Source organism: Roseateles depolymerans (genome assembly GCF_003387155.1).
Lineage (GTDB): Bacteria > Pseudomonadota > Gammaproteobacteria > Burkholderiales > Burkholderiaceae_C > Roseateles > Roseateles depolymerans.
Genome location: NZ_QUMT01000002.1, coordinates 407629 through 427644 on the forward strand (window position 1 = coordinate 407629; position 20016 = coordinate 427644).

17 protein-coding genes and 1 pseudogene are annotated in these 20016 nt (G+C 68.7%); 7 read left to right on the forward strand and 11 right to left on the reverse strand.

The window, feature by feature from the left end; genetic code table 11:
* Positions 1-2: 2 nt before the first annotated feature.
* The 5 genes from DES44_RS09830 to DES44_RS09850 all read right to left on the reverse strand — a co-directional run bounded on the left by DES44_RS09830 (position 3) and on the right by DES44_RS09850 (position 7063).
* Complete coding sequence (locus tag DES44_RS09830) at positions 3-2288, reverse strand: hypothetical protein (protein ID WP_058934783.1); 2286 nt, start codon at positions 2286-2288, stop codon at positions 3-5.
* Between the two features lie 7 nt (positions 2289-2295).
* Positions 2296-2946, reverse strand: coding sequence for a D-sedoheptulose-7-phosphate isomerase (locus DES44_RS09835; RefSeq protein WP_083525522.1), 651 nt, complete (start codon positions 2944-2946; stop codon positions 2296-2298).
* The gene (locus DES44_RS09840; protein WP_083525523.1) at positions 2943-3953 is read right to left on the reverse strand and encodes a bifunctional heptose 7-phosphate kinase/heptose 1-phosphate adenyltransferase; all 1011 of its coding nucleotides are present in this window, start codon (positions 3951-3953) and stop codon (positions 2943-2945) included. The genes DES44_RS09835 and DES44_RS09840 overlap by 4 nt, the downstream gene beginning before the upstream one ends.
* 115 nt (positions 3954-4068) lie before the next feature.
* The gene (locus DES44_RS09845; RefSeq protein WP_233441645.1) at positions 4069-4608 is read right to left on the reverse strand and encodes a nucleotidyl transferase family protein; all 540 of its coding nucleotides are present in this window, start codon (positions 4606-4608) and stop codon (positions 4069-4071) included.
* Between the two features lie 34 nt (positions 4609-4642).
* A complete protein-coding gene (locus DES44_RS09850; RefSeq protein WP_116001472.1) occupies positions 4643-7063 on the reverse strand; it encodes a hybrid sensor histidine kinase/response regulator in 2421 nt (806 codons plus the stop codon).
* A gap of 248 nt (positions 7064-7311) precedes the next feature.
* On the opposite strand from DES44_RS09850, the gene DES44_RS09855 reads away from it, so the two are divergent.
* The 3 genes from DES44_RS09855 (at position 7312) to DES44_RS09865 (ending at position 10782) form a co-directional block, all read left to right on the forward strand.
* Positions 7312-7626, forward strand: a complete 315-nt coding sequence (locus DES44_RS09855; RefSeq protein ID WP_170156641.1) for a hypothetical protein — start codon at positions 7312-7314, stop codon at positions 7624-7626.
* 305 nt (positions 7627-7931) lie between these two features.
* Entirely contained in the window at positions 7932-9425 is a 1494-nt protein-coding gene (locus DES44_RS09860) for a sigma-54-dependent transcriptional regulator (protein ID WP_058934787.1), read from the forward strand.
* 145 nt (positions 9426-9570) lie between these two features.
* On the forward strand, positions 9571-10782 hold the full coding sequence (locus DES44_RS09865; protein ID WP_083525524.1) for a DNA topoisomerase IB: 1212 nt from the start codon (positions 9571-9573) through the stop codon (positions 10780-10782).
* A gap of 268 nt (positions 10783-11050) precedes the next feature.
* On the opposite strand, the pseudogene DES44_RS25565 reads toward DES44_RS09865, so the two are convergent.
* From DES44_RS25565 to DES44_RS09880, 3 genes and pseudogenes are all read right to left on the reverse strand, one after another.
* A pseudogene (locus tag DES44_RS25565) lies at positions 11051-11554 on the reverse strand (D-glycero-alpha-D-manno-heptose-1,7-bisphosphate 7-phosphatase); the annotation flags it as partial.
* Positions 11551-12357, reverse strand: a complete 807-nt coding sequence (locus DES44_RS09875) for an SDR family oxidoreductase (protein ID WP_083525526.1) — start codon at positions 12355-12357, stop codon at positions 11551-11553. The gene DES44_RS09875 and the pseudogene DES44_RS25565, both read right to left, overlap by 4 nt.
* Positions 12358-12713: 356 nt before the next feature.
* Positions 12714-13265 (reverse strand): response regulator, encoded by a 552-nt coding sequence (locus tag DES44_RS09880; protein WP_058934789.1) that lies wholly within the window; start codon positions 13263-13265, stop codon positions 12714-12716.
* Positions 13266-13422: 157 nt separating this feature from the next.
* Between DES44_RS09880 and DES44_RS09885 the strand changes: the two genes are divergently transcribed.
* From DES44_RS09885 to DES44_RS09900, 4 genes are all read left to right on the forward strand, one after another.
* Entirely contained in the window at positions 13423-13932 is a 510-nt protein-coding gene (locus tag DES44_RS09885) for a hypothetical protein (protein WP_058934790.1), read from the forward strand.
* A gap of 71 nt (positions 13933-14003) precedes the next feature.
* Complete coding sequence (locus tag DES44_RS09890) at positions 14004-14372, forward strand: ElaB/YgaM/YqjD family protein (RefSeq protein ID WP_058934791.1); 369 nt, start codon at positions 14004-14006, stop codon at positions 14370-14372.
* Positions 14373-14385: 13 nt separating this feature from the next.
* The gene (locus DES44_RS24620) at positions 14386-14988 is read left to right on the forward strand and encodes a hypothetical protein (protein ID WP_147307038.1); all 603 of its coding nucleotides are present in this window, start codon (positions 14386-14388) and stop codon (positions 14986-14988) included.
* Entirely contained in the window at positions 14960-15667 is a 708-nt protein-coding gene (locus tag DES44_RS09900; protein WP_058934793.1) for a hypothetical protein, read from the forward strand. The genes DES44_RS24620 and DES44_RS09900 overlap by 29 nt, the downstream gene beginning before the upstream one ends.
* A gap of 92 nt (positions 15668-15759) precedes the next feature.
* Here the strand turns inward: DES44_RS09900 and DES44_RS09905 are convergent, their stop codons facing one another.
* The 3 genes from DES44_RS09905 to DES44_RS09915 form a co-directional block, all read right to left on the reverse strand.
* Positions 15760-16221 carry a PA2169 family four-helix-bundle protein gene (locus DES44_RS09905; protein WP_058934794.1) on the reverse strand — a complete coding sequence of 154 codons (462 nt, stop codon included), beginning with the start codon at positions 16219-16221 and terminating at the stop codon, positions 15760-15762.
* 67 nt (positions 16222-16288) lie between these two features.
* Positions 16289-18646, reverse strand: a complete 2358-nt coding sequence (locus DES44_RS09910; RefSeq protein ID WP_058934795.1) for an ATP-binding protein — start codon at positions 18644-18646, stop codon at positions 16289-16291.
* Positions 18647-18753: 107 nt separating this feature from the next.
* Complete coding sequence (locus tag DES44_RS09915; protein ID WP_058934796.1) at positions 18754-19980, reverse strand: AI-2E family transporter; 1227 nt, start codon at positions 19978-19980, stop codon at positions 18754-18756.
* Between the last annotated feature and the right edge of the window lie 36 nt (positions 19981-20016).

Below are 20016 nucleotides of genomic sequence, written 5' to 3' on the forward strand. Positions count from 1 at the left end.
CCTCACACCAGCAGCTGCCTGAGACGCTGCCGGATCAGCGCCCCCTGGGCCTGATGGGCGGCCAGGACCCGCTGCGCGTCTGCGCGCAATTGGGACGGGTCCACGGGCGCCATGGCTTCTCCGCACAAAGCCGACAGTGCGCGCGGCGTCACCGCGAGGGGCGCCCAGACCTCAAAGGGAACGGCTGCCTGAACGGCTGCCGCCATGGGCGCTTCCAGTGGCGGCGGCAGTCGCCCTATCCAGCGAAGATTGGGGGGATCTGTTTCTATGGCCGCATCCGCCGCTCCAGCGACCATCGGGCCCCGGCTGTCCACCAGCACCTGCCAGCCAGGATGCTGACGCGCCAGCACGCGGATGGCATGCACCTGTTCGACGTCGATGCTTTCAGCCCCGGGCTTCGCCTGCAGCCAGAGGGTCGGGCGGGTCAGCCCCGACGCATCTCGCAGGCCCGCGCCCCAGCGCCGGGTTTCTTCCGCTTCATAGCCGTCCGGCACCAGCCCCCGCCAGGCCACCAGCGGCGCGGGCCAGTCGGCTGGCACTTCAAGGCGCAGCAGGGCCTGCAGCGTCACCGGCGGCGGGTCGCCCAGCTGACAGGGATGGTGAATCCATCCGTCGCCGGCCAGCGCCGTCACCCAGGCCGCATCCACGGCGCCGGCCGCAGCGCTCCAGGGCCAGCACCACCAGCGCCGGGGGCCGAGCTGCTCGCGGTCCTTCCGGAGCAGCGCGAGCGTGTCTTCGTCCGGCACGCAGGCCCATCCGTCACGTGCCTCGAGTCCATCCCGTTTGCCCCCGCCCAGCCCCTGCGCACCCTCCGATCTCGGCCGATGCGGCACCAGCAGCTCTGCATGCGGCGCCAGCGTATGGCGGCGCAGCACCGGCGGCAGCACCGAATCCCGCGGCGGTTCCACCAGTCGCAGCACGAAGTCGTCCGCCAGCGCCAGCGCGGCGGCCTGATGACGGGCCGGAAAATGCTCCCACGGCTGAGGCAGCATCAGCAGCAGGCCGGGCTTGGGGGTGTCGGCGCCATCCGGTGAGGGCAGGGCCACCGGACTGTCCGCGCTCAGTGGCCGCCAGTTCATCAGCGCGCGCGCGTACGGCTTGTTCAGCCGGCGGCGGAGCGCAGGCGTGACGTGCCACAGCCCGCTGCGGTGCCACACCTGGTCGTCGGCCCAGTCCGGCCGGTCCAGCAGCGGATACAGGCAGACGCCGTTCAGCGGCACGCCACGCGCATGCGCCCGCTGCGCTTCCCCCGCCACCTCCTGCAGCCAGGCGCCGCGTCCAATCCCGATATGCCCCGTCTCCGCCACGATCAAGGGCCGGCGATAACGCCGCCAGACGCCTTCCAGCAGATCGGCCATCGGCATGCGCCGCGGATCCCGCAGATGCCAGGCCAGGCGTTTCTCGCCGGGCGTCTCCCACTGGCTGCTGTGATAGTGGTTCAGCCCCAGCACATCCAGCGCGTCGGCATGGCCGCCCAGCTCGGGCTCCATGCGGCCGGCCAGCAAGTCGAAGGCCTGCCATTGGAATGCGCTGATGCGGTCTGCCTGCGCCTGCCAATCCGACGAATCCAGCGGATCGCCTTGATCCTCCTGGCCCGCTTGACCGGCTTGGCCCGCTTGACCGATCTGGCCGCCTTTGGGCGCCACATGCACCACCGGCTCCACATGCAGGAACCGGGCTTCCGGGTCCACCGCGCGAATCGCCCGGATACCGGCCAGGGCCGCCCGCACCAAGCGTCGCTTGATCTGGAACCCACTCACGCGCGAGTCCTTTTCCAAGTCCGGCTGCCGCTCGGACGCCGGAACGCCGGCCGGCCCCATCGCATCGCTGGCGGACGCCGCCCACGACAGGAAGCTGATCTCGTTGACCGGTGTGTAGAAGCGCGGTCCGGGGCACAACGGCGTCAGCACCCGGGCCGCCTCTGCCGCGAAGCGGGCAAAACGCGGCACCAGGGCGTCGTCCAGAAGCGTCAGGCCAGGCGGCACGCCGTAGTGCATCAGCGTCCAGAGAATCTGAAGACCCTGCCGACGGGCCGCTTCCGCCATGGCGATGGCGCGGCTGAAATCGAAGTGTCCCTGGGCATCTTCGGTCAGCCGCCAGCCGATGCTCTCGCGTACCACCCGCAGGCCGAGCAGACGGGCGCGGCGGTAATCCTGATCCAGCCGGTCGGCATGGCCCGTCGCCCGCACCATGTCCAGCGCATCTCCGCGGCCATTGATGTGGTCCGCACCTTCAAAGCCCCCCATCCAGAAGGAGGCGAAGGGTGGCGCGGCAGGGCGGCCCGGCATGTGGCCCTCAGGGCAGCGCGGCCAGGGACTGCTCCACCAGCCCGCACCAGCAATGGCCGATGAAGATGTGCGCCTCCTGGATGCGGGCCGTGTCGGCATGCGGCACCACCACGCAGACATCACACAGCTCGGCCATCGGCCCGCCGTCCCGGCCACTCAGGCCGACAGTGGTCAGGCCCAGCGTGCGGGCCCGCTCCAGGGCCCGCAGGACATTGGCCGACTGCCCGGAGGTGGAGATGCCCACGGCGCAATCTCCGGGCTGCGCCAGGCCCGCCAACTGGCGCTCGAACACATGCTCGAAGCCATAGTCATTGCCGATGCAGGTGAGGGCGGAGGTGTCGGTGGTCAGCGCCAGGGCGGCCAGTGGCCGGCGCTCCTGCTGGAACCGGCCGGTGAATTCCGCCGCCAGGTGCTGGCAGTCCGCAGCGGAGCCGCCGTTGCCCATCAGCATGATCTTGCGATTGGCGCGCAGCGTGTCGGCCATCAGCACGGCCGCCTGCTCGATCTGAGGGCGCAAGCTGTCCATCAGCTGGAACAGCAGCCGATGCTGGTGCAGCGATTCATCGAAGTAGGGCCGCCTGGCCGGCGCTGGCCAGGGACGGATGTCCGCGCCTGCCAGCTCCGCCGGATGTTCGATGTGTCGCGCCAGAAAGCTCATGCCGCCATCCCCATTTCTTCCAGAGTGACCGAGGCCGTGCCGAATTTCTGCACCACGAGGCCAGCCGCACGGTTGGCCGCGCGCACGGCGTCTTCCAGGGTTTCGCCCCGCACCAAAAAACAGGTGAGGGCGGCCAGCACGGTGTCGCCGGCGCCGCTCACGTCATACACCTCGCGCGCCAGGGCCGGCACATGCAGGCTCAGGCCCTCGCGGGAGAACAAGGTCATGCCGGCCTCGCCGCGCGTGAGCAGGATGTGATCGATCTCCAGCGACCGCTGCAGCCCCGCCACCCGCTCGCACAGGTCCTTCTCATCGGTCCAGTGACCGACCGCGGCTCGCATTTCGCTCAGGTTGGGCTTGAGCAGCCAGGCACCGCGGTAGGCCTGGAGGTCGGGGCGCTTGGGGTCGACCAGCACCCGGCAAGGCTGGTGGCGCCAAGCGCCGATCAAGGCCTGCACGTCTCTCAAGGCGCCCTTGCCGTAGTCGGACACCAGCACCCAACGGTGGCGGTGGGCTAGGTCGCGGGCCAATGCATTGAATGATTGAACGCAGGCCTCCGGGAGCGGGTCTTCCACGTCCATGCGCAGCAGTTGCTGTCGCTGGCTGACCAGCCGGATCTTCTGCGTCGTGTTGACTTCGTCGCTGCGGATCAAGTGCTGGTGGATGCCAGGACGGTCCAGCAGGGCTGCCAACTGCTCGCCCGCCGAGTCGTCGCCCACCACGCCGGTGACCGTGCAGGGACAGTCCAGCGTGGAGAGGTTCAGCGCCACATTGGCAGCGCCGCCCGCCCGATGCGACTGCTGCCGCAGATGCAGCACCGGCACCGGCGCCTCTGGCGAAATACGGTGCACCGCCCCTTCCAGATAGACGTCCAGCATGCAGTCCCCGGCGATCAGGACCGACGGCGCACGAGAGCCCGGCGCAGCCCTTGATGCGGAGGTGGCCCCGGCCGCAGGCGCTACAGCGCCTCCATGGGGCGACAGTGGCCATTCGAATTTCGGGGTCATGGCGCCGTTTTCCAACGCAGGGGCTGACGCAGTGACCGGGCCGATGCCCCGGCACCCCCTTCAACGCCCGTAAAGGGTGTAAAGGGCGCAAAGGGCGCAAAGCGCCGGTGTAGCGTCACGGCGCCAACGCACCCAGGCGCTGCATCAGCCCGGCTGTGCCACTGCCGCCGCTGACATTCGGCGCCAAGGCCACTCGTCCCCCCCAGCTCGCGACCAAGGTGGCCTCCGGCAGGCTGTCCAGCGGGCTCTCGAACTGGCCATGGCCGCCTTTGACATACACCTCTGGACGCAATGCCGCCAGCAAGGCGGCCGGCGTGTCCTCATCAAACCAGGTGACCCAGGACACGCAGCCCAGCGCCGCGACCACACGGGCCCGATCGCTGAGTGGGTGGACGGGGCCATCGCCAGTCGCCGACCCGGACCGGACCGACCGATCGCTGTGCAGCGCCACCACCAGGCAGCTGCCGTGGGCGCTTGCGGCCTCCAGGTCGCTCACATCGTTGACCTGCAGCAGATCAAAGACGCCGTGGGTGAACACCAGCGGCCGCGCCAGCCGTGGGGCCATGTCCAGCAGCCGTTCCGGCGGCAGGCATTTGAGGGAACTGTTCCACTTGTCGAGCACGTACTTCTCCCGGTGTGCCAGCAGAAAGAGCACACCGCATGCCTGAAGCCGTCTGCAAGATAGGGGGTCAGGCAGCCCGGGCCTGAGCGGGAGGGCGGTGCAGCGCCAGAAGTTGCAGCAGTTTGTCCGGGTCCACCGGTTTGGTGAGGTGGTGGTCGAAGCCGGCCTCCATTGCCTCGGAGCGGTCGGACGCCTGTCCCCAGCCGGTGATCGCCACCAGCACCGGCGCATGCAGGTCGCCGCGGGCGCGCAGGCGGCGGGCCACCTCATTGCCGTCCAGTCGCGGCATGCCGATGTCCAGCAGGCAGGCGTCCGGCGCGGTCTGGTCGAACACTTCCAGGGCCTGTTCGCCGTCGAAGGCCAGCATCACCGAGTGGCCATGCAGGCGCAGCAGCTCGGCCAGGCTCTCGGCCGCGTCGCGGTTGTCGTCGGCGACCAGGATGTTGAGCGGTCCGCCGCGATAGCCAGCCAGGCGGCTCACCGGTTGCGAGGGGGCGGCCGCGGCGCGCAGCGGCAGGCGCACTTCAAAGCGGCTGCCGCAGCCCGGGCCATCGCTGTGGGCGCTGATGCGTCCGCCATGCAGCTCCACCAGCCCGCGTGTCAGCGCCAGGCCGATGCCCAGCCCTTCATTGACCCGTCCGCTCACCCGGCGAAGCTGGGTGAACATGTTGAACACCTCGCCCAGCGACTCCCGGGGAATGCCGATGCCGTTGTCGCAGACTTCGATCAGCACTTCACCAGCGCCGTCCCGCACACATCGGCTGGCGCGGATCACGAGCTGGCCGCCGGGCTCGGTGTACTTGGCCGCATTGGTGAGCAGGTTGGCGACCACCTGGGCCAGCCGCAGTGCGTCGCCTTCGAAGCGCAGCGGCTGGGCCGGCAGCTCCACCTGCAATTGGTGCTGGCGCCCTTCGATGGTGGGGCGGGCGGTCTCGACCGCCGATTCGATCACCGCATGCAGCTGCACTTCCTCCAGCCGCAGGCTGAGCGCGCCGCGGGTGATGCGGGAAATATCCAGCAGGTCGTCCAGCAGCAGGGCCATGTGCTGCACCTGCCGCTCAATGACGCCATGGCTCCAGCGCTTCTGGGCATCGGTGGCTTGCGCGGCGCTGGAGAGCAGGGCGGCCTGCCGGATCGGCGCCAGCGGATTGCGCAGTTCATGGGCCAGCGTGGCCAGGAATTCATCCTTGCGGCGGTCGGCGGCCTGCAGCTCGGCCCGCGCCCGGGCCCGCTCCGCATGCACGATGATCTTGCGGGTGCACAGGTCGGTGAGGTCGGTTTCGCGCAGGGTGATGTCGTGCGGCTCGGGGAAGTGCACGCTGATCAGGCCCATCAGCTCGCCGCTGTCGCTCAGCAGGGGCGTGGTGTGCGCCGCGCCCAGGCCCAGCGAAGCCGCCAGCGCTCGCAGGTCCTGGCAGCGCGGATCGGTCTGGAAGTCGTTCACCACGACACGGCTGCGCTGCACCCGCGCCAGGCCGCAGCTGCCCCGACCGGCGTCCATCAGGCGCTGCAGCTGGTCCAGTGCCTGAGCATCGTGGCCGACGGAGGCCTTGATCTTCAGCTGGCCATCGTCCTCGTCCACAAAGGCCAGCAGGCCGTGCTCCGCATGATGCAGCGCCACCACCACATCCAGCACCACCTGGAACTGCTGCACCAGCGGGCGCGGCTCCAGCAGCCGGGTGCTGAGCTCCTGCAGGCGGTGCAGGTCGTTGACCCGCACGCTCAGTTTTTCCTGCGTGTCCTTGAGCTGGTTCTCCATGCGCTTGCGTTCGGTGATGTCCGCCACCGCGCCCCGCACATGGGTCACCTGCAGGTCGTCACGGATCAGGCGCACCCGCAGCAGCAGCCATTTCATGCCGTCCGGGGACGGCCAGGCCAGCTCATGCTCGAACCGGTCGCCCTGCCGGTGCAGCAGATGTTCCTGCGCCAGTCGGGCCTGGGCCACGAGCTGCGGCGGGAAGCGGGAGAGCAGGGCCAGGGCGGGCATGGCCCGGTCCGGTGCGGTCACGCCGCACAGCCGTGCCAGCGGCGGGCTCACGTACAGCGTGCCGGCCACCTTGTCGAATTCAAAGAGGCCGACGTCGGTCTCTTCCGCCAGCAGGCGCAGCCGCGCCTGGGCCTGCGCGGTACGCAAACCTCCCTGTCGCAGCCGCTCTCCCAGGGCGAGCAGCAGCACGCCATAGATCAGATAGGCGGCGATGGTGACCCGTCCGTCGTTGGACTGATGCCAGAAGGCCTGGAAGGACGCCTCGTCCATGCCGGCGCTGGCCAGACCCGCCAGCAGCACCACCGCGCCCGGGATGGGGCCGAACCAGACCGCTGCCAGCGCCACCGCCGGCAGGAAGAACAGAAAGGGCTCGCCCTTGCCGATCAGGGGCTGGGCCAGCCATTGCAGCAGCATGGCCAGCAGCGCCAGGCCCACCACAAAGGCCAGCCGCAGCAGGAGTTGTCTGCTCGCATCGCTGAGCAGCATGAATCGGACCTTCATTCGAACACTTTCAGCCGGCTGCACCGCACAAGCCGGGTCAAGCGGATTGAAACATTTGATGGGGCCCAGACCGTAAAAAACTGCCCACAACTTCGTGGCAAATGGTCACCGAACGTTTTTGCAGGCACGGTATTTGCCCCTTTTGTCCGGTTGTAGGGCGCGCCGGTCGATGCTGGCCTGAGTCCTGCAGAAACAAGCAAACGGGCTGCCGTGCAGCCTTTCATTCACGCATTCGAGGGGAGATGGACATGTGCCTGCGCAAGCTGGCTGGAGTGATGCCGCTACTGGTGGCAACGTCGATGGTCTGGGCACAGGACACGGCGGCGCCCGTGACGGTCGCTGCACTGGACACGTCCTCCAAAAGCGGCGGGCCCGTGGGCGCGCCGGTGCCGGGCACTCTCACGGGCCGCGCGGCAGGCGCGACCGCGACTGCGCAGCCGCAAGTGGCGGTCCCCACCCCTCAGGAGCCCAATGCCCCTCGCGACCTCAAGGGCTTGACCGCCCTGGTGGGAGGATTGGCGCTGGTGGGGTGGTTTCAGCGACGCCGCTCCGGCGCACGCTGAAAGCCGATGAGTGCCCGCTGAATGCCGTTGAACAGGGCCGTCCACCGAACAGGTGACACGGAATTTTTTTCAAATTCCTCCGGCCAAGGGGTGCTTCCGGTGCGTGGTTGCTGCAAGAATAAGCCACGGCTTTCAAGTGACAACAATTCACGTCACCGGGCCGGCGAAGCGCTTGTCATGCGCGTCGCTCGACCTCTCCCCCGATTCCATCGATTCCATCGAAACGGCTGATTCAGTGTTCGAAACAGCCGAGTACCCCGGCCGGGCGGCCTGTGCCGCCGGGCCCAACACCTAAGGACGTTGCGGTGACCCATGCCTTGATCGTGGACGACGACATCGATTCCGTCGCCACCTTGCAAGAACTGATTGCGAGCGAAAAGTTCACCGTCTCGGTGGCCCATACCCTGCGGGATGCGCGCCGGCATATTGCGCTGCAGCAGCCCGATGTGGTGCTGCTGGACCTTCAACTGCCTGACGGCAACGGGATGGAGCTGTTCTCCGACCCGCAGTTGGTGGCCAATTCCGAAGTGGTGCTGATCACCGGCCATGCCAGCCTGGATACGTCCATCCAGGCGCTGCGCCTGGGCGCGGCGGACTATCTGGTCAAGCCGATCAACATCCGCCAGTTGCAGGGCGTGCTGTCCCGCATCATGAAGCCGGCGGCGCTGCAGGCCGAGGTGGCCGACCTCAATGCCAACCTGGCCAACAGCGGCCATTTCGGTTTGCTGTGGGGGCGCACGCCGCCGATGCAGCGCATCTATGAGCAGATCTCGCGGGTGGCCGGCACCAGCGTCTCGGTGTTCATCAACGGCGAGAGCGGCACCGGCAAGGAGCTGGTCGCGCAGACGGTGCATGACCTGAGCCGCCGCCGCAAGAAGCCTTTCCTGGCGGTGAACTGCGGCGCCATCTCGCCCAACCTGATCGAGAGCGAAATCTTCGGTCACGAGAAGGGCGCCTTCACCGGGGCCGACAAGCAGCACGAAGGTTTCTTCGAACGCGCCAGCGGCGGCACGCTGTTCCTGGACGAGCTGACCGAGATGCCGCTGGAGCTGCAGGTCAAGCTGCTGCGGGTGCTGGAGACCGGCCGCTTCATGCGGGTGGGCTCCACCACCACGATCGATGCGGACGTGCGCGTGATCGCCGCTTCCAATCGCCCGCTGCTGCAGGCGGTGCAGGCCGGCAAGCTGCGGGAGGACTTGCTCTATCGCTTGAACGTCTTCCCGATCGAGATGCCGCCGCTGCGGGAGCGTCTGGACGACGTTCCGCTGCTGGCCGACCACTTCCTCAAGGCCATCGCCGCCAAGGAAGGCAAGAACAAGCGCTTCACGCCGCGGGCATTGGCGCAGCTGCAGACCTATCACTGGCCGGGCAATGTCCGGGAACTGCGCAATGCCGTGCAGCGCGCCTATGTGATGGCGGCGGCCGATGTCATCGACGAGCAGTGGCTGCCGCGTCCGGACCCGGCGCATGAGGCCGTCTCTGCCCTGTCCGCCAGCGCCGGCACCTTTGCAGCCGTGTCTCCGGCGCTCGGGGGTCAGTCCCCGGCAGGCGTGGTGGCCGCACCGCCCGTGTCGGCTCCGGCACCTGCCGAGCAGTCCGGCCCGTCCATCGTCATGCCCCTGGGCAGCTCGATGGCGCAGGTGGAGAAGGCCTTCATCCTGGCGACGCTGCAGCATTACAAGCATCACAAGGAGCAGACGGCGGCGGTGCTGGGCATCAGCCTCAAGACGCTCTACAACCGCTTGAAGGAATACGCCGCCGAGGACGCGGCCGCCGTGGACAACTCCTCCGCACACTGATCCTCCGCACACGACAACAGCCACCGAGGCGACAAAGGGCCGGGGCCCCAGCGCAGCGCACAACGCTGCGGTGGCGGCCCCGAGTTCTTTTTGGGCATGCGGCCTGCCTCCACAGCGCATCCATGGCTTTCCTGCAGAGGATCACATGCCCCTGTGCTGGGTCTCCGATGTTGAACCGGGTCTGCGCCGCCTGCGCACGGCCAAGGGTTTCCGGTATGTCGACGCCAACGGCCGCGCGGTGCGGGACGCCGCCGTCATCCGCCGCATCCAGAAGCTGGCGATTCCCCCGGCCTATGAGGACGTGTGGATCTGCCCGCGCGAGGACGGTCACCTGCAGGCCACCGGGCGCGACGCGCGCGGCCGCAAGCAGTACCGCTATCACCCCGACTGGATGCAGGAGCGGGGCGAGAACAAGTTCGGCCTGCTGAGCGACTTCGCCCTGCGCCTGCCGCGCCTGCGACGACAGGTGCAGCGGCGCCTGCGGGCCGGCGGCCTGGACCGCGAACGCGTGGTGGCCGCACTGGTGCGGCTGCTCGACCGCACCTGGATGCGCATCGGCGGCCGCGAATATGCCCGCCAGAATGGCTCCTACGGCTTGAGCACGCTGCTGTGCCGTCATGTGAAGGTCAGCGGGGATGCCTTGATGCTCAGCTTCGTCGGCAAGAGCGGCGTGCGGCATCAGCTGGCGGTGAAGGACGAACAGGTGGCGGCGCTGGTGCGTCGCTGCCGGGACCTGCCCGGCAAGGAGCTGTTCGGCTACGAGGACGAGCAGGGGCAGCCCCATCGCATCGATGCGTCCGACGTCAATGAATGGCTGGCCCGGCTGGGCGGCGAAGTGTGCAGTGCGAAGGTGTTCCGCACCTGGCATGCGAGCGTGCTCGCGCTGGACCTGCTGTGTGGCCATGCCCGCGCGGGTACGGCGCCTGGCGTGGCTTTGAAGGACACGCTGGTGCAGGTGTCCACCCGGCTGGGCAATACGGTGGCGGTGTGCCGGAAGTCCTATGTGCATCCGGGCGTGCTGGCGCTGGCGCAGGCGGACACGCTGCCCACGCTGCTGGACCAGCGCTGGGTGCGCCAACCGCCGTCCGCGGCGGGCCTGAGCCTGGCGGAGCGGCGCCTGTTGGGGCTGTTGCGGGCGGCGGCCAAGGACCAAGCCAAGGCGCAGGCCGCGGCCGAGGAGCCGCTGGCCCGCACGCTCAAGCGGTCGCTGCGGCGCTCTGCGGAGGTAGGGGCGACGCGGCCCGCAGGGAAGACGACGACGCGGAGGGCGACTGCGCCGTCGACGCCATCACCGGCAGTGAGCGCACCGGTGAAGACCGCACGAAAGAAGACAAGCGCTGCAGCCGCGACAGCGTAGAGGGCGCCTGCAAGGAGGCGGAGGAAGAGGCAGAGGATGCGGCAGACGAAGACAGTGCCGAACGTGCGGTCGAAGCTGCCGAAGCCGTTGAATGCGTCTGCGAAGACGGCTCCGCCGACGCGCTGCCCGACGTCTGTTCCGAAGAGGTCCCCGGCGGCATCGCATCGGCCTTCATCGCCGCCAGCAGATGCTCCGCCAGTGCCGGCCACGACGTGAAGGTGCCAGAGGGCTCGCGCAGCGGTGAGCGGCGCCATTCGGTTTCGCCGCCGCTGTCGAAGAGCAGGCCGCGCGCGCCGGCGCGGTGGCCCGCTTCCACATCATCCAGGGTGTCGCCCACCATCCAGGAGCGCGCCAGGTCCAGATGATGCGCGCGGGCGGCGCGGATGAGCATGCCCGGTGCGGGCTTGCGGCACAAACAGGCCGGACGGCCCTTGGCATCCGGGCTGTGCGGGCAGACCGCCACATCGTCGATCACCACGCCGAACTCGTCTTTCAGGCGGCGCAGCAGCACTTCCTGCAAGCGGGCGAACTGGGCGCGGGTGAAGAGCCCCTTGGCGATGCCGGCCTGGTTGGTCACGATGACCAGCGACAGGCCCGCCTCGCGCAGCCGTGCCAGCGCTTCCCCGGCGCCGGGCATGAAACGCAACTGGGACGGGTCCACGTTGTAGGGCACGTTCTCGATCAGCGTCCCATCCTTGTCCAGGAACAGGCAGGGACGCAGCGGCCGGGCCGGTGAACCGGTGAAGGTGTCGGTGGGGAGGAAGGTGGTCAAGGCCAGGAGCTTTCAAGGGTGGGCAGGACCGTCAACTCGGGAATGACGGTGCCCTCGGGCTGTTGAAGCACGTAGCGGACAGCTCGGGCCACGTGGATGGGATCCTGCAGACGCGTTTCGTCAATGCCCGGGAAACGGTCCAGCAGGAAAGGGGTCTTCATGCCGCCGGCGACGATGGCGCTCACACGCACATGCTTGTCGCGCAGTTCGGCATGCAGCGCATGCGAGAGGCCCAGCAGGCCCCACTTGGTGGCGTGATAGGCGCTGGCATTGGGCCAGGCACGCTTGGACGCCGTGGAGGCGATGTTGACGATGTGGCCGCCGCCGCCCTGGCGGAACATCTGCGCGCTGGCGTACTTGGCCATCATCATCGGGCCGGAGAGGTTGGTGTTGAGCACCCGCTGCCAGTCCTCGATGCTGAGCTCGGACAGCGGGGCGGTCACGTCGATGGCGGCGTTGTTGATCAGCGCATCCACACGGCCGAAGCGCTGGGCGACGGCGTCCACCACATCGGCGCACTGGCGCGGATCGGTCACGTCCAGCGCCATGGGCATGGCCTGGATGTCGCGCTCGCCCAGCAGGGCGGCACGGTCCTGCGCGCGCTGCAGGTCGATGTCGGCCAGCACCACGCGCATGCCGCTTTCGCCCAGCACCTGCGCAATGGCAGCGCCCAGTCCACGGCTGCCGCCGGTGATCAGGGCCACCTGACCGTGCAGGGAGGCCAGGTCAAAGGGCTGCGGGGACGCTTCCGGCGCAGGGACGGAATAGGACGGGGCGGTGGTCTCGGTCGGGGTGTCGATCATGGTCGGAATCCTGTGGGTGTTCGGGTGCTGGCAGTGCCGTCGCTGAGCGCCGCAGTTCGCGCCAAGGCGATGGCTGCAGCGGCGGGGTGCGTCCCGGTCGGGCGGGAGGGCGCGGCGGTGCCAGGGTGCTTTGTCGTCATGGCAGGCGGCGTGCCGTTGACAAGACCAGGCCGGCCCGGCCCACGCCACCTGAAACGAGGACAGCGCCGATCCGCTCGCCACCGCCCTTGATTCCTGCGTGTCACGCCCGCATTCACCGCAACGAGGCGGCTGTCACCGGGCCCGGTCTGCGGCCTCCCACACCAGGGTGCGCATCTGCTGCGCCAGGATGTCCGTCAGGAAGCGGGGGCCTTCGGTCATCGGACCTCCGGACGGAAGGCCGGCAGGTGAGGGCGGTGGGCCGCCAGCGGCGAGCTGAACGCTTGAGGCAGCGGGGCAGCGTGGCGGGTGAGGTCGGGCAGCCCGCCGTCGGTGCGACCACGGCCGTCCTCTTCCATCGCGCCACCTTCCCGGCCGCCCGGGCCGGACCAGGCGCCCTTGGGCGGCGGCAGCAGTTCCGCCAGGCGCGCCAGGGTGCGCCGCACATCCAGCGGCTTGGGCCACATTTCCTGGAAACCGGCACCCAGGGCGTCAAAGTCCGAATCCGCGGTCACGGCAATGGCCGGCACACGCGCCCAGCCGCGACGCATGCGCAGCAGTTTCAGCAGTTCGGAGCCGTGGCAATCCGGCAGATTCAGGTCGATCAGCAAGAGCGACGGCTGCAGGCGGGCGCTCAGGCGCCAGGCGGGCATGCCCGCCTCGGCCACGTGCAGACGCAGGTCCCGGCGTTGCTCAAACATCGCTTCCATCACGATGACGTTGAGCGGGCTGTCCTCCACGTACAGCACTGAGGTGAGACCGTCGTTCATCTTGTCGCTCCTTCCCTTGCGAAGATCAGGTCAGTGAATCCGGGGACATCGGCAAGCGCCGTGCCCACTGAATCTCGCCCCACGGTTCGCCATGGGCACCGCCCTTGCCTGATGCAGGGCTTCGAGCCGATGGCTCCTGGACTGCGAGGGACTTCCCATGGCAAATCCGACGGCAACAACGCCGGGCTCCGACCACGAGCCGGGCTCCAAGGACCGCCCCACCAGCTTTGGCGTGTACAAGCCGGTGGACCATCTGGTGATCAGTTTTGCGCAGGCCGCTCAGGCGCAGGCCGCGCGCGACGCGCTGCGGGCTTTGCCGCTGGAGGACGCGGACATCCACGCCTTCTCCGATGCACAGATGGTGGACCAAGTGGCGCAAGATCTCAAGAACGCCAGTCCGCTGGCCGCCATCGGTCAGGAAATCAACCTGCTGCGGGCGCACGGAGAGTTGGCCGAGCGGGGTTATCACTTCCTGGTGGTGAAAGCCAAGGACGACGCGGCGGCGCGCCGCATTGCCGAGACCGTGCGGGCGCAGGGGGCCGAACGGGCCCAGTACTACGGTCATTTCATCATTGAGGAAATGATCGATCCGGAAGCGGGCCGCCCGCAGGTGGCGGAATCGCCGGACCGCGGGCTGGACATGCATCCAAAGCCGCCCTTGCCCTGAGGGGTCCCGGCATGCCGCTTGCCAAAACCTCCCCATCCAATCCCGGACATGGCCAACGAAAGGAAACGATCATGAGCACGACACCCAACAACGAGAAGAGCGACAAGACCGTCCCCTTCACCACCTCCGACGATGCCGCCAAGGTGGCGCAGTCCGGCAATGGCATTGGCAGCACCTCCGGCGTCGAGCTGGTAAATCGTGTGGCCCAAAGCGCCCACGCTGCCATCGACAAGCTGGCCAACCAGGCCACGCCGGCGGTGCAGCATTTGCAGAAAAGCCTGGAGGGCACCGGTGAGCTGCTGCACGACCGTGCGGACAAGCTGCGCAGTGCCGGCGACGAATGGGCCGAAAGCGCCCGCTCCGGCGTGCGCGAGCATCCGCTGGTGGCCGTGGGCACCGCCTTCGCGCTGGGCCTGCTGATCGCCCGCCTGGCCCGTTGAGCGCGGCGCGTCCATGAGTGATCCCCGTCGCGACACGGGTCCCGCGCCGCTGCCCGACGGGCTGACGCCCCCCACGTCCTCCACCGCTGCTTCAGCCGCGGTGGAGGAGGGGGCGCGTCCGAACGCAGCGCCTGCCGATCATGCGGGCGCGACCCGCGCGAGTGGTGCAGCAGGTCCTGCCGGCTCGCCGGAAGGGCCCTTCCGACCGGACATTGGCTGGCTGGGAGATCTTCAAGGTCTGGCCCAGGCCGCACGCGGCATGTTCCAAAGCCGCGCGCTGTTGCTGGTACTGGAGCTGGAACGTGCCCGCCATGGCCTCATCAACCTGATGGTGCTGCTGGTGGTGGCCGCGATTGCCGGCTCTACCGCCTGGTTCGCGCTGTGGGCGGGACTCATCGCCCTGGCCGTGCACCTGGGGCTGGCCCTGCCGTGGGCTTGTGCCGGTGTGGTGGTGATCAACCTGCTGCTGCTGGGATGGGTCGCCTCCGCGATGAAGTCCCTGGCGCCGCTGATGTCGTTGCCCGCCTCCCGTCGCCAGTTCCACTGGCTCTTCAATGATCCCCGAGACCAAGAGGACACCTCCGCCGATGGCCGCCCCTCAGCCCCCAGTGCCTGAAACGCTCGAAGAGCTGAATGCCCGCATCGACCTGATCGAGCTGCGGGTGGTGCGCCGTGACATGGAGTTCCGTCACCATGCTCAATCCCTCAAGGCCCGTGGCCATGCGCTGATGGCGCCCAGCCACTGGTTGCGGCCGGTGCTGGGCGTGGGGTCGGGCTGGCTGTTCTGGCGTCTGCTGCGTCGGCGTCCGCGCCGTCATGGCGCACGTGAGGCAGCGGCCGGCGGTCGGCCGCCGCTGGGAGCCGGCTTGCTCAGCGGCCTGCTGGGCTCACTGCTGGGGGCTAAAGCAGCGGAAGCTGCGGGTCCGTCGGGCCACGGTGGTGCCGCACAGGGCGGGCCTGGCAGCACTGCCGGCCATGAAGGCAAGGCCCGGCCAGAGCTGGGCATGCTGCAGATGCTCACCATGGCGTGGGGCTTCATGCCGGCACGCATTCGCGGCAGTCTCGGGCCCGACACCACCCAGCTGCTGCTGGGCCTAGTGGCTGGACTCATGCAGGGCATGCAGCACAAGCGCAAGGCGCGCAGTGAAGCGGCCGCGCAGGGGGCGGGTGCCGGTACGGGTGCCGCGACAACGGGCGCGCCCGGTGCAGCGCATGCAGCCGGATCTGCGGGCGTTTCGCCTGAAAGCGACCGTTTCACCAGCCCCGTCGGTCCGGTGCGCCCACCGGCGCCTTGACGCAGGCGTTTTGCCTCACAACAAAAGGCCTGTCACGATCGATTCGTGACAGGCCTTTTTAACGTGGAAATGACGAGGGTGAAGAAAGAGCGTCAGCTCTTGTCAGCGGCGTTACGCGCCTGATCACGCAACAGGCGGATCTGGTCGTGATTGCGCAGCACACCGGCCAGCTGACGCTGCACCACCTCCATCACGCCGGCCGGCAGAGCCTTCTGGGCCGCCTTGCGGTAACGCGCCACGGCGGCGTCCTCACCGCGCTCGCATTCCTCCAGCATGGCCACGTCGCTGTAGCCGGTGAGGGTGCCCTTCACCGCCACCCAGCCGCGATGCAAGGCGCCGCTGGTGCTGCCCTCGTCTTCGGGCTTGCCGCCTTGCTGCCGCACGAGTTGCTGCAACTCGGCAGTTGCTTCACGGCACTCGGCAGCGCGCTTGGCGAAGACTTCACGCAGGCTGGCGCTGCGCACATGCTCGGCGCAGCTCAGGAAGCCGTATTCACCGTCCTTGCTGGTCTCGATGAGCGTGTTGAGTTCGTCGATCAGGTCTTTGGTGTCCATGGTGCTGCCTTTTGAAGGGGTTGATGCCTTCCAGGAAGCAATGGGTGTTCCCGTGAGAACTGCCGGCTCAGTCGGCCGCGCCGCGAGCGGTGGCGGTCTTGCCCATGGCGCGGGCCAGGGCATCGAGCAACTGGGCCGGAGACGCCGGCTTTCGCAGCACCGGGAACGAGGACTCCGCCGTCAGCGCTTCGCTGTAGCCGCTGATCAGCACCACCGGCAGACCCGGCCGCCGACGCCGCAGCTCTCGCACCAGCGCCTGACCATCCATGCCGCCGGGCATCACCACGTCCGACAGCACCACGTCAAACGCCGCGCCGCTGCCGAACTGCTTCAGCGCTTCCTCCGCATTGGCGGCGGTGGTGACCTGGCAGGAGAGGCTGCGCAGCAGGCTGGCGGTGACGCGGTTGAGCTCCTCGTTGTCCTCCACCAGCAGCACGCTGGCGCCAGCCAGGGCGCCGGGGTCGGTGACGACCTCGGGCCTGGCAGCTGGCGCCGAGGTGCTGGCCGGCAGCAGCAGCGTGACGGTGGTGCCGTGGCCCGGCTGGCTGGCGATGCGGGCCGTGCCACCGGCCTGCACGCAAAAGCCCAGCACCTGGCTCAGGCCCAGGCCAGTGCCCTTGCCCACATCCTTGGTGGTGAAGAAGGGCTCGAAGACACGGGCCTGCACGTCCTCGGGAATGCCGCTGCCCTTGTCGGTGAAGGTGATGACCACGAAGTCACCGGGGCCGACGTCCTGCCGCTCATACGGCTCGGCATTGCGGGCCTCCAGCAGGATGTCGCCCATGCCGTTGGTGGCGTCGCGGGCATTGAGGGCGATGTTGATCATCGCCAGCTCCAGTTCCGCCGCGTCCACCTGGATGGTGCGGGTGTCCGGTGCCACCAGTAGCCGCAGCTGCATGCGCTTGCCCAGCACCGTGGCCAGCAGTTCCTTCATCTCACCCAGCGCGGTGGCCATGTCCAGCACCTGCGGACGCACCGGCTGGCGGCCGGACACCCGCAGCAGGTGCTGTGTCAGGCGGCTGCCCACCTCCACCGACCGCATGATGGCGCCCACCGGCATGGCCAGGGACTCGGCATGCGGGCTGCGCTGGATCAAATGGGCGCTGTTGCTGATGACGCCCAGCAGGTTGTTGAAGTCGTGCGCCACACCGCCGGTCAGGCGACCCAGGGCTGCCGTGCGCTGCGTGCGGGAGCTGCGCTGCTCGGCCTCGCGGGTGCGGATGATGGCTTCATTGACGCGCCGCTCCAGCTCGCCACGCCCTTGCCGGATGGCGGCGCTGGCGTCTTCCAGGGCCAGGGCCACCTCGTCGCATTCGGCCATGCCGGTGGGGCCGGCCTGTACCGGTTCACCGGCCCGCAGCTTGTTGGCGATGTCGGTCAGCTGATGGATGGGGCGGGAGATGCGTCGGCTGATCCACAAGGCGCCGCCGAAGCCGCCCAGGATCAGCACCAGCGACCCCAGCACGATCGGGCGCAGGGCCTGCGTCCGGCCGCCCAGCAGGGTCTGGCGTGGCACCGCCGTCAAAAAGGTCCAGCCCTGGGGCGAGGTGCTGAAGAAACCGATCACCGGGGTGCCGTCCAGCGACACGGATTCAAAAACCGACTCCCGATGTTCCATCATGCGCTGCTGCAGGTCCTGCGTCGCACGCCGGCCCGCATGGCTGGTGCCGCCCGGATGGCGGGCCACCACGGTGCCGGCGGCATCCATGATGGTGGCGGTCCAGTCGTCAGGCATTTTCTGGGCATCGATGATCTGCTGGAGTTCCTGCGGCAGCAGCGTCATCGACAGGTTCATCAGCACACGGCCGTTTCGCTCCACCGGCTGGACGATCACGGCCCGCAGCTGTCCCGTCACCGGGTCGGGCTCCAGGCCGCCGATGACCGGCTTGTCCACCAGCGGCTGCACGGTGCTCCCTGCGCTCCCCGCGCCCGCTGCGATGGCGCTGGCCGCGACCCCACGCGGCGCGGCCGAGCCCACTGAAGCGCCGCCGTTGCCGCGCTGCATCCCGATGGCGCCCGGCTGGCCCGACGGCCCGGCCTGCCCCGGCGACAGGGCCGCGCCCGGGGGCGTCGTCTCCCGCGTGCTCATCAGCACTTGATCCGCCGTGGTCAGCTCCACCCAGCCCGCCATGCCTTGCAAGGCGCGCCGCGACTGGAGTTGCAGCGTGGCCAGATCTTCCGGCGACAGCGCCGGTCCCTTGTCCAGCGTCTGGGACAGGGACAGCATCCGCGCGATGCCGGCGCGCTGCGACAGTTCCTTGTCCACCACCATGGACAGGGCCCGGGTGTTGTCCTGCAGATGACGCACCAGCGCCTTCTGTTCGTCCTGCCAGGTCTGCCAGCTCAGCCAGAGGGCGGCCAGCATGCTGGGCACCATCACCGAGACAACAAGCAGCAGCAGACGGGTTCGAATGGAAAGAGGCATGGGCTGGGAGGCGCTACGGACACGCCAGCGCGGCCAGGCGCCGGCATCGGTCCTGGACGACGGGTGGGAGAGGATGCTGTTCAATTCAAAACGCAACAGTTGGCAGTCTAAGGGGCAGACCGGGGGTGCGAGACATCGGCAGCCGGCTCGGCCGGTCGCTGCACGACTTCCGTGTGAATGGTGGTGTCAATGGTGGTGACGGCCACGGCGACGCCGGGCGGCCGCAGCAGCGACGCCAGGCTGGGGCAGGGCCGGTCGCTCCCTTGCAGGTAGACGGAGATGGGGCGCATCAGCCGATTGCGCTGGCTGATGGCCTTCAGGCAGATGAGCAGCGGCACGGCCAGCACCGCGCCGGCCATGCCCCACAGCCAGCCCCAGAACATCACCGACAGCAGCACCGACAGCGGGTTCATCGACAGCTGCTTCCCCACCACCATGGGCGTCACCGCATTGGCCTCCACTGCATGGATCAGCAGGTAGGCCAGCATCGGGCTGCACAGCGCCAGGACGCTGCCGTCGCCCAGCGACGACGCCAGCGATGCGGCCAGCAGCAGTCCCGCCATGATCAGCGGGCCGAGGTAGGGGATGAAATTCATCAGCGCGGCCATTGCGCCCCACAGGCCCGGATTGGGCAGGTCCAGCATCCACATGACGCTCGCCACCACGATGCCGACGCCACTGTTGATCAGCGCCACCGACACCACATAGCGCGAGATGTCCCGCTGCGCCGCCCGCAGGCCTCCCAGCACGCCGGCCCGCAATCGGGTGCGCGCCGGCAGCAGTTCGATGCAGCGCGACAGCACCCAGTGCTCTGACGCCAGCAGGAAATACAGCAGCACGGTGGTGGCCGCCGCGGACACGACGAAGTGCAGGCCCTTGCCCACGACCGTGGCGGTGAGGGCCACGCTCTCCGTGGTGAGCTTTTCACGCAAGGGGTCTGGCGCCGGGGTGCCGGCGCGCGAGCCGGATCGCCGCTCCGGCCCGAAGCCTGGAATGGTGGCCCGCCACCGGTCCACCCGGTTGAGCGCCTGAGACACCGCCTCCGGGGCCCGCTGCCACCACTGCGCAGCCGGTTCCGCCAGCAGGGCCAGCGCCAGCACACTGCAGCCCACCAGGGTGGTCACCAGCATGGCTGCGCTGATGCCTTCGGGAATGCCGTGATGGCGCATGGTCCGCACGGCCGGGGCCAGCACGAAGGTCAGGATCAGCGCCACCAGGACGGGCAGCACGATGCTGCTCGCTTCCCTGAGCAGGAAAAGCAAGGCAATCAGCAGCAGGCCGCGTGAGGCCCATCGGCGGACCGTCGTCGGGCGGGGTAGGGAAAAGGCTCGCAAGGGCGGGCACTCCAGGCTGTCCAGGAAGGTAGGAAT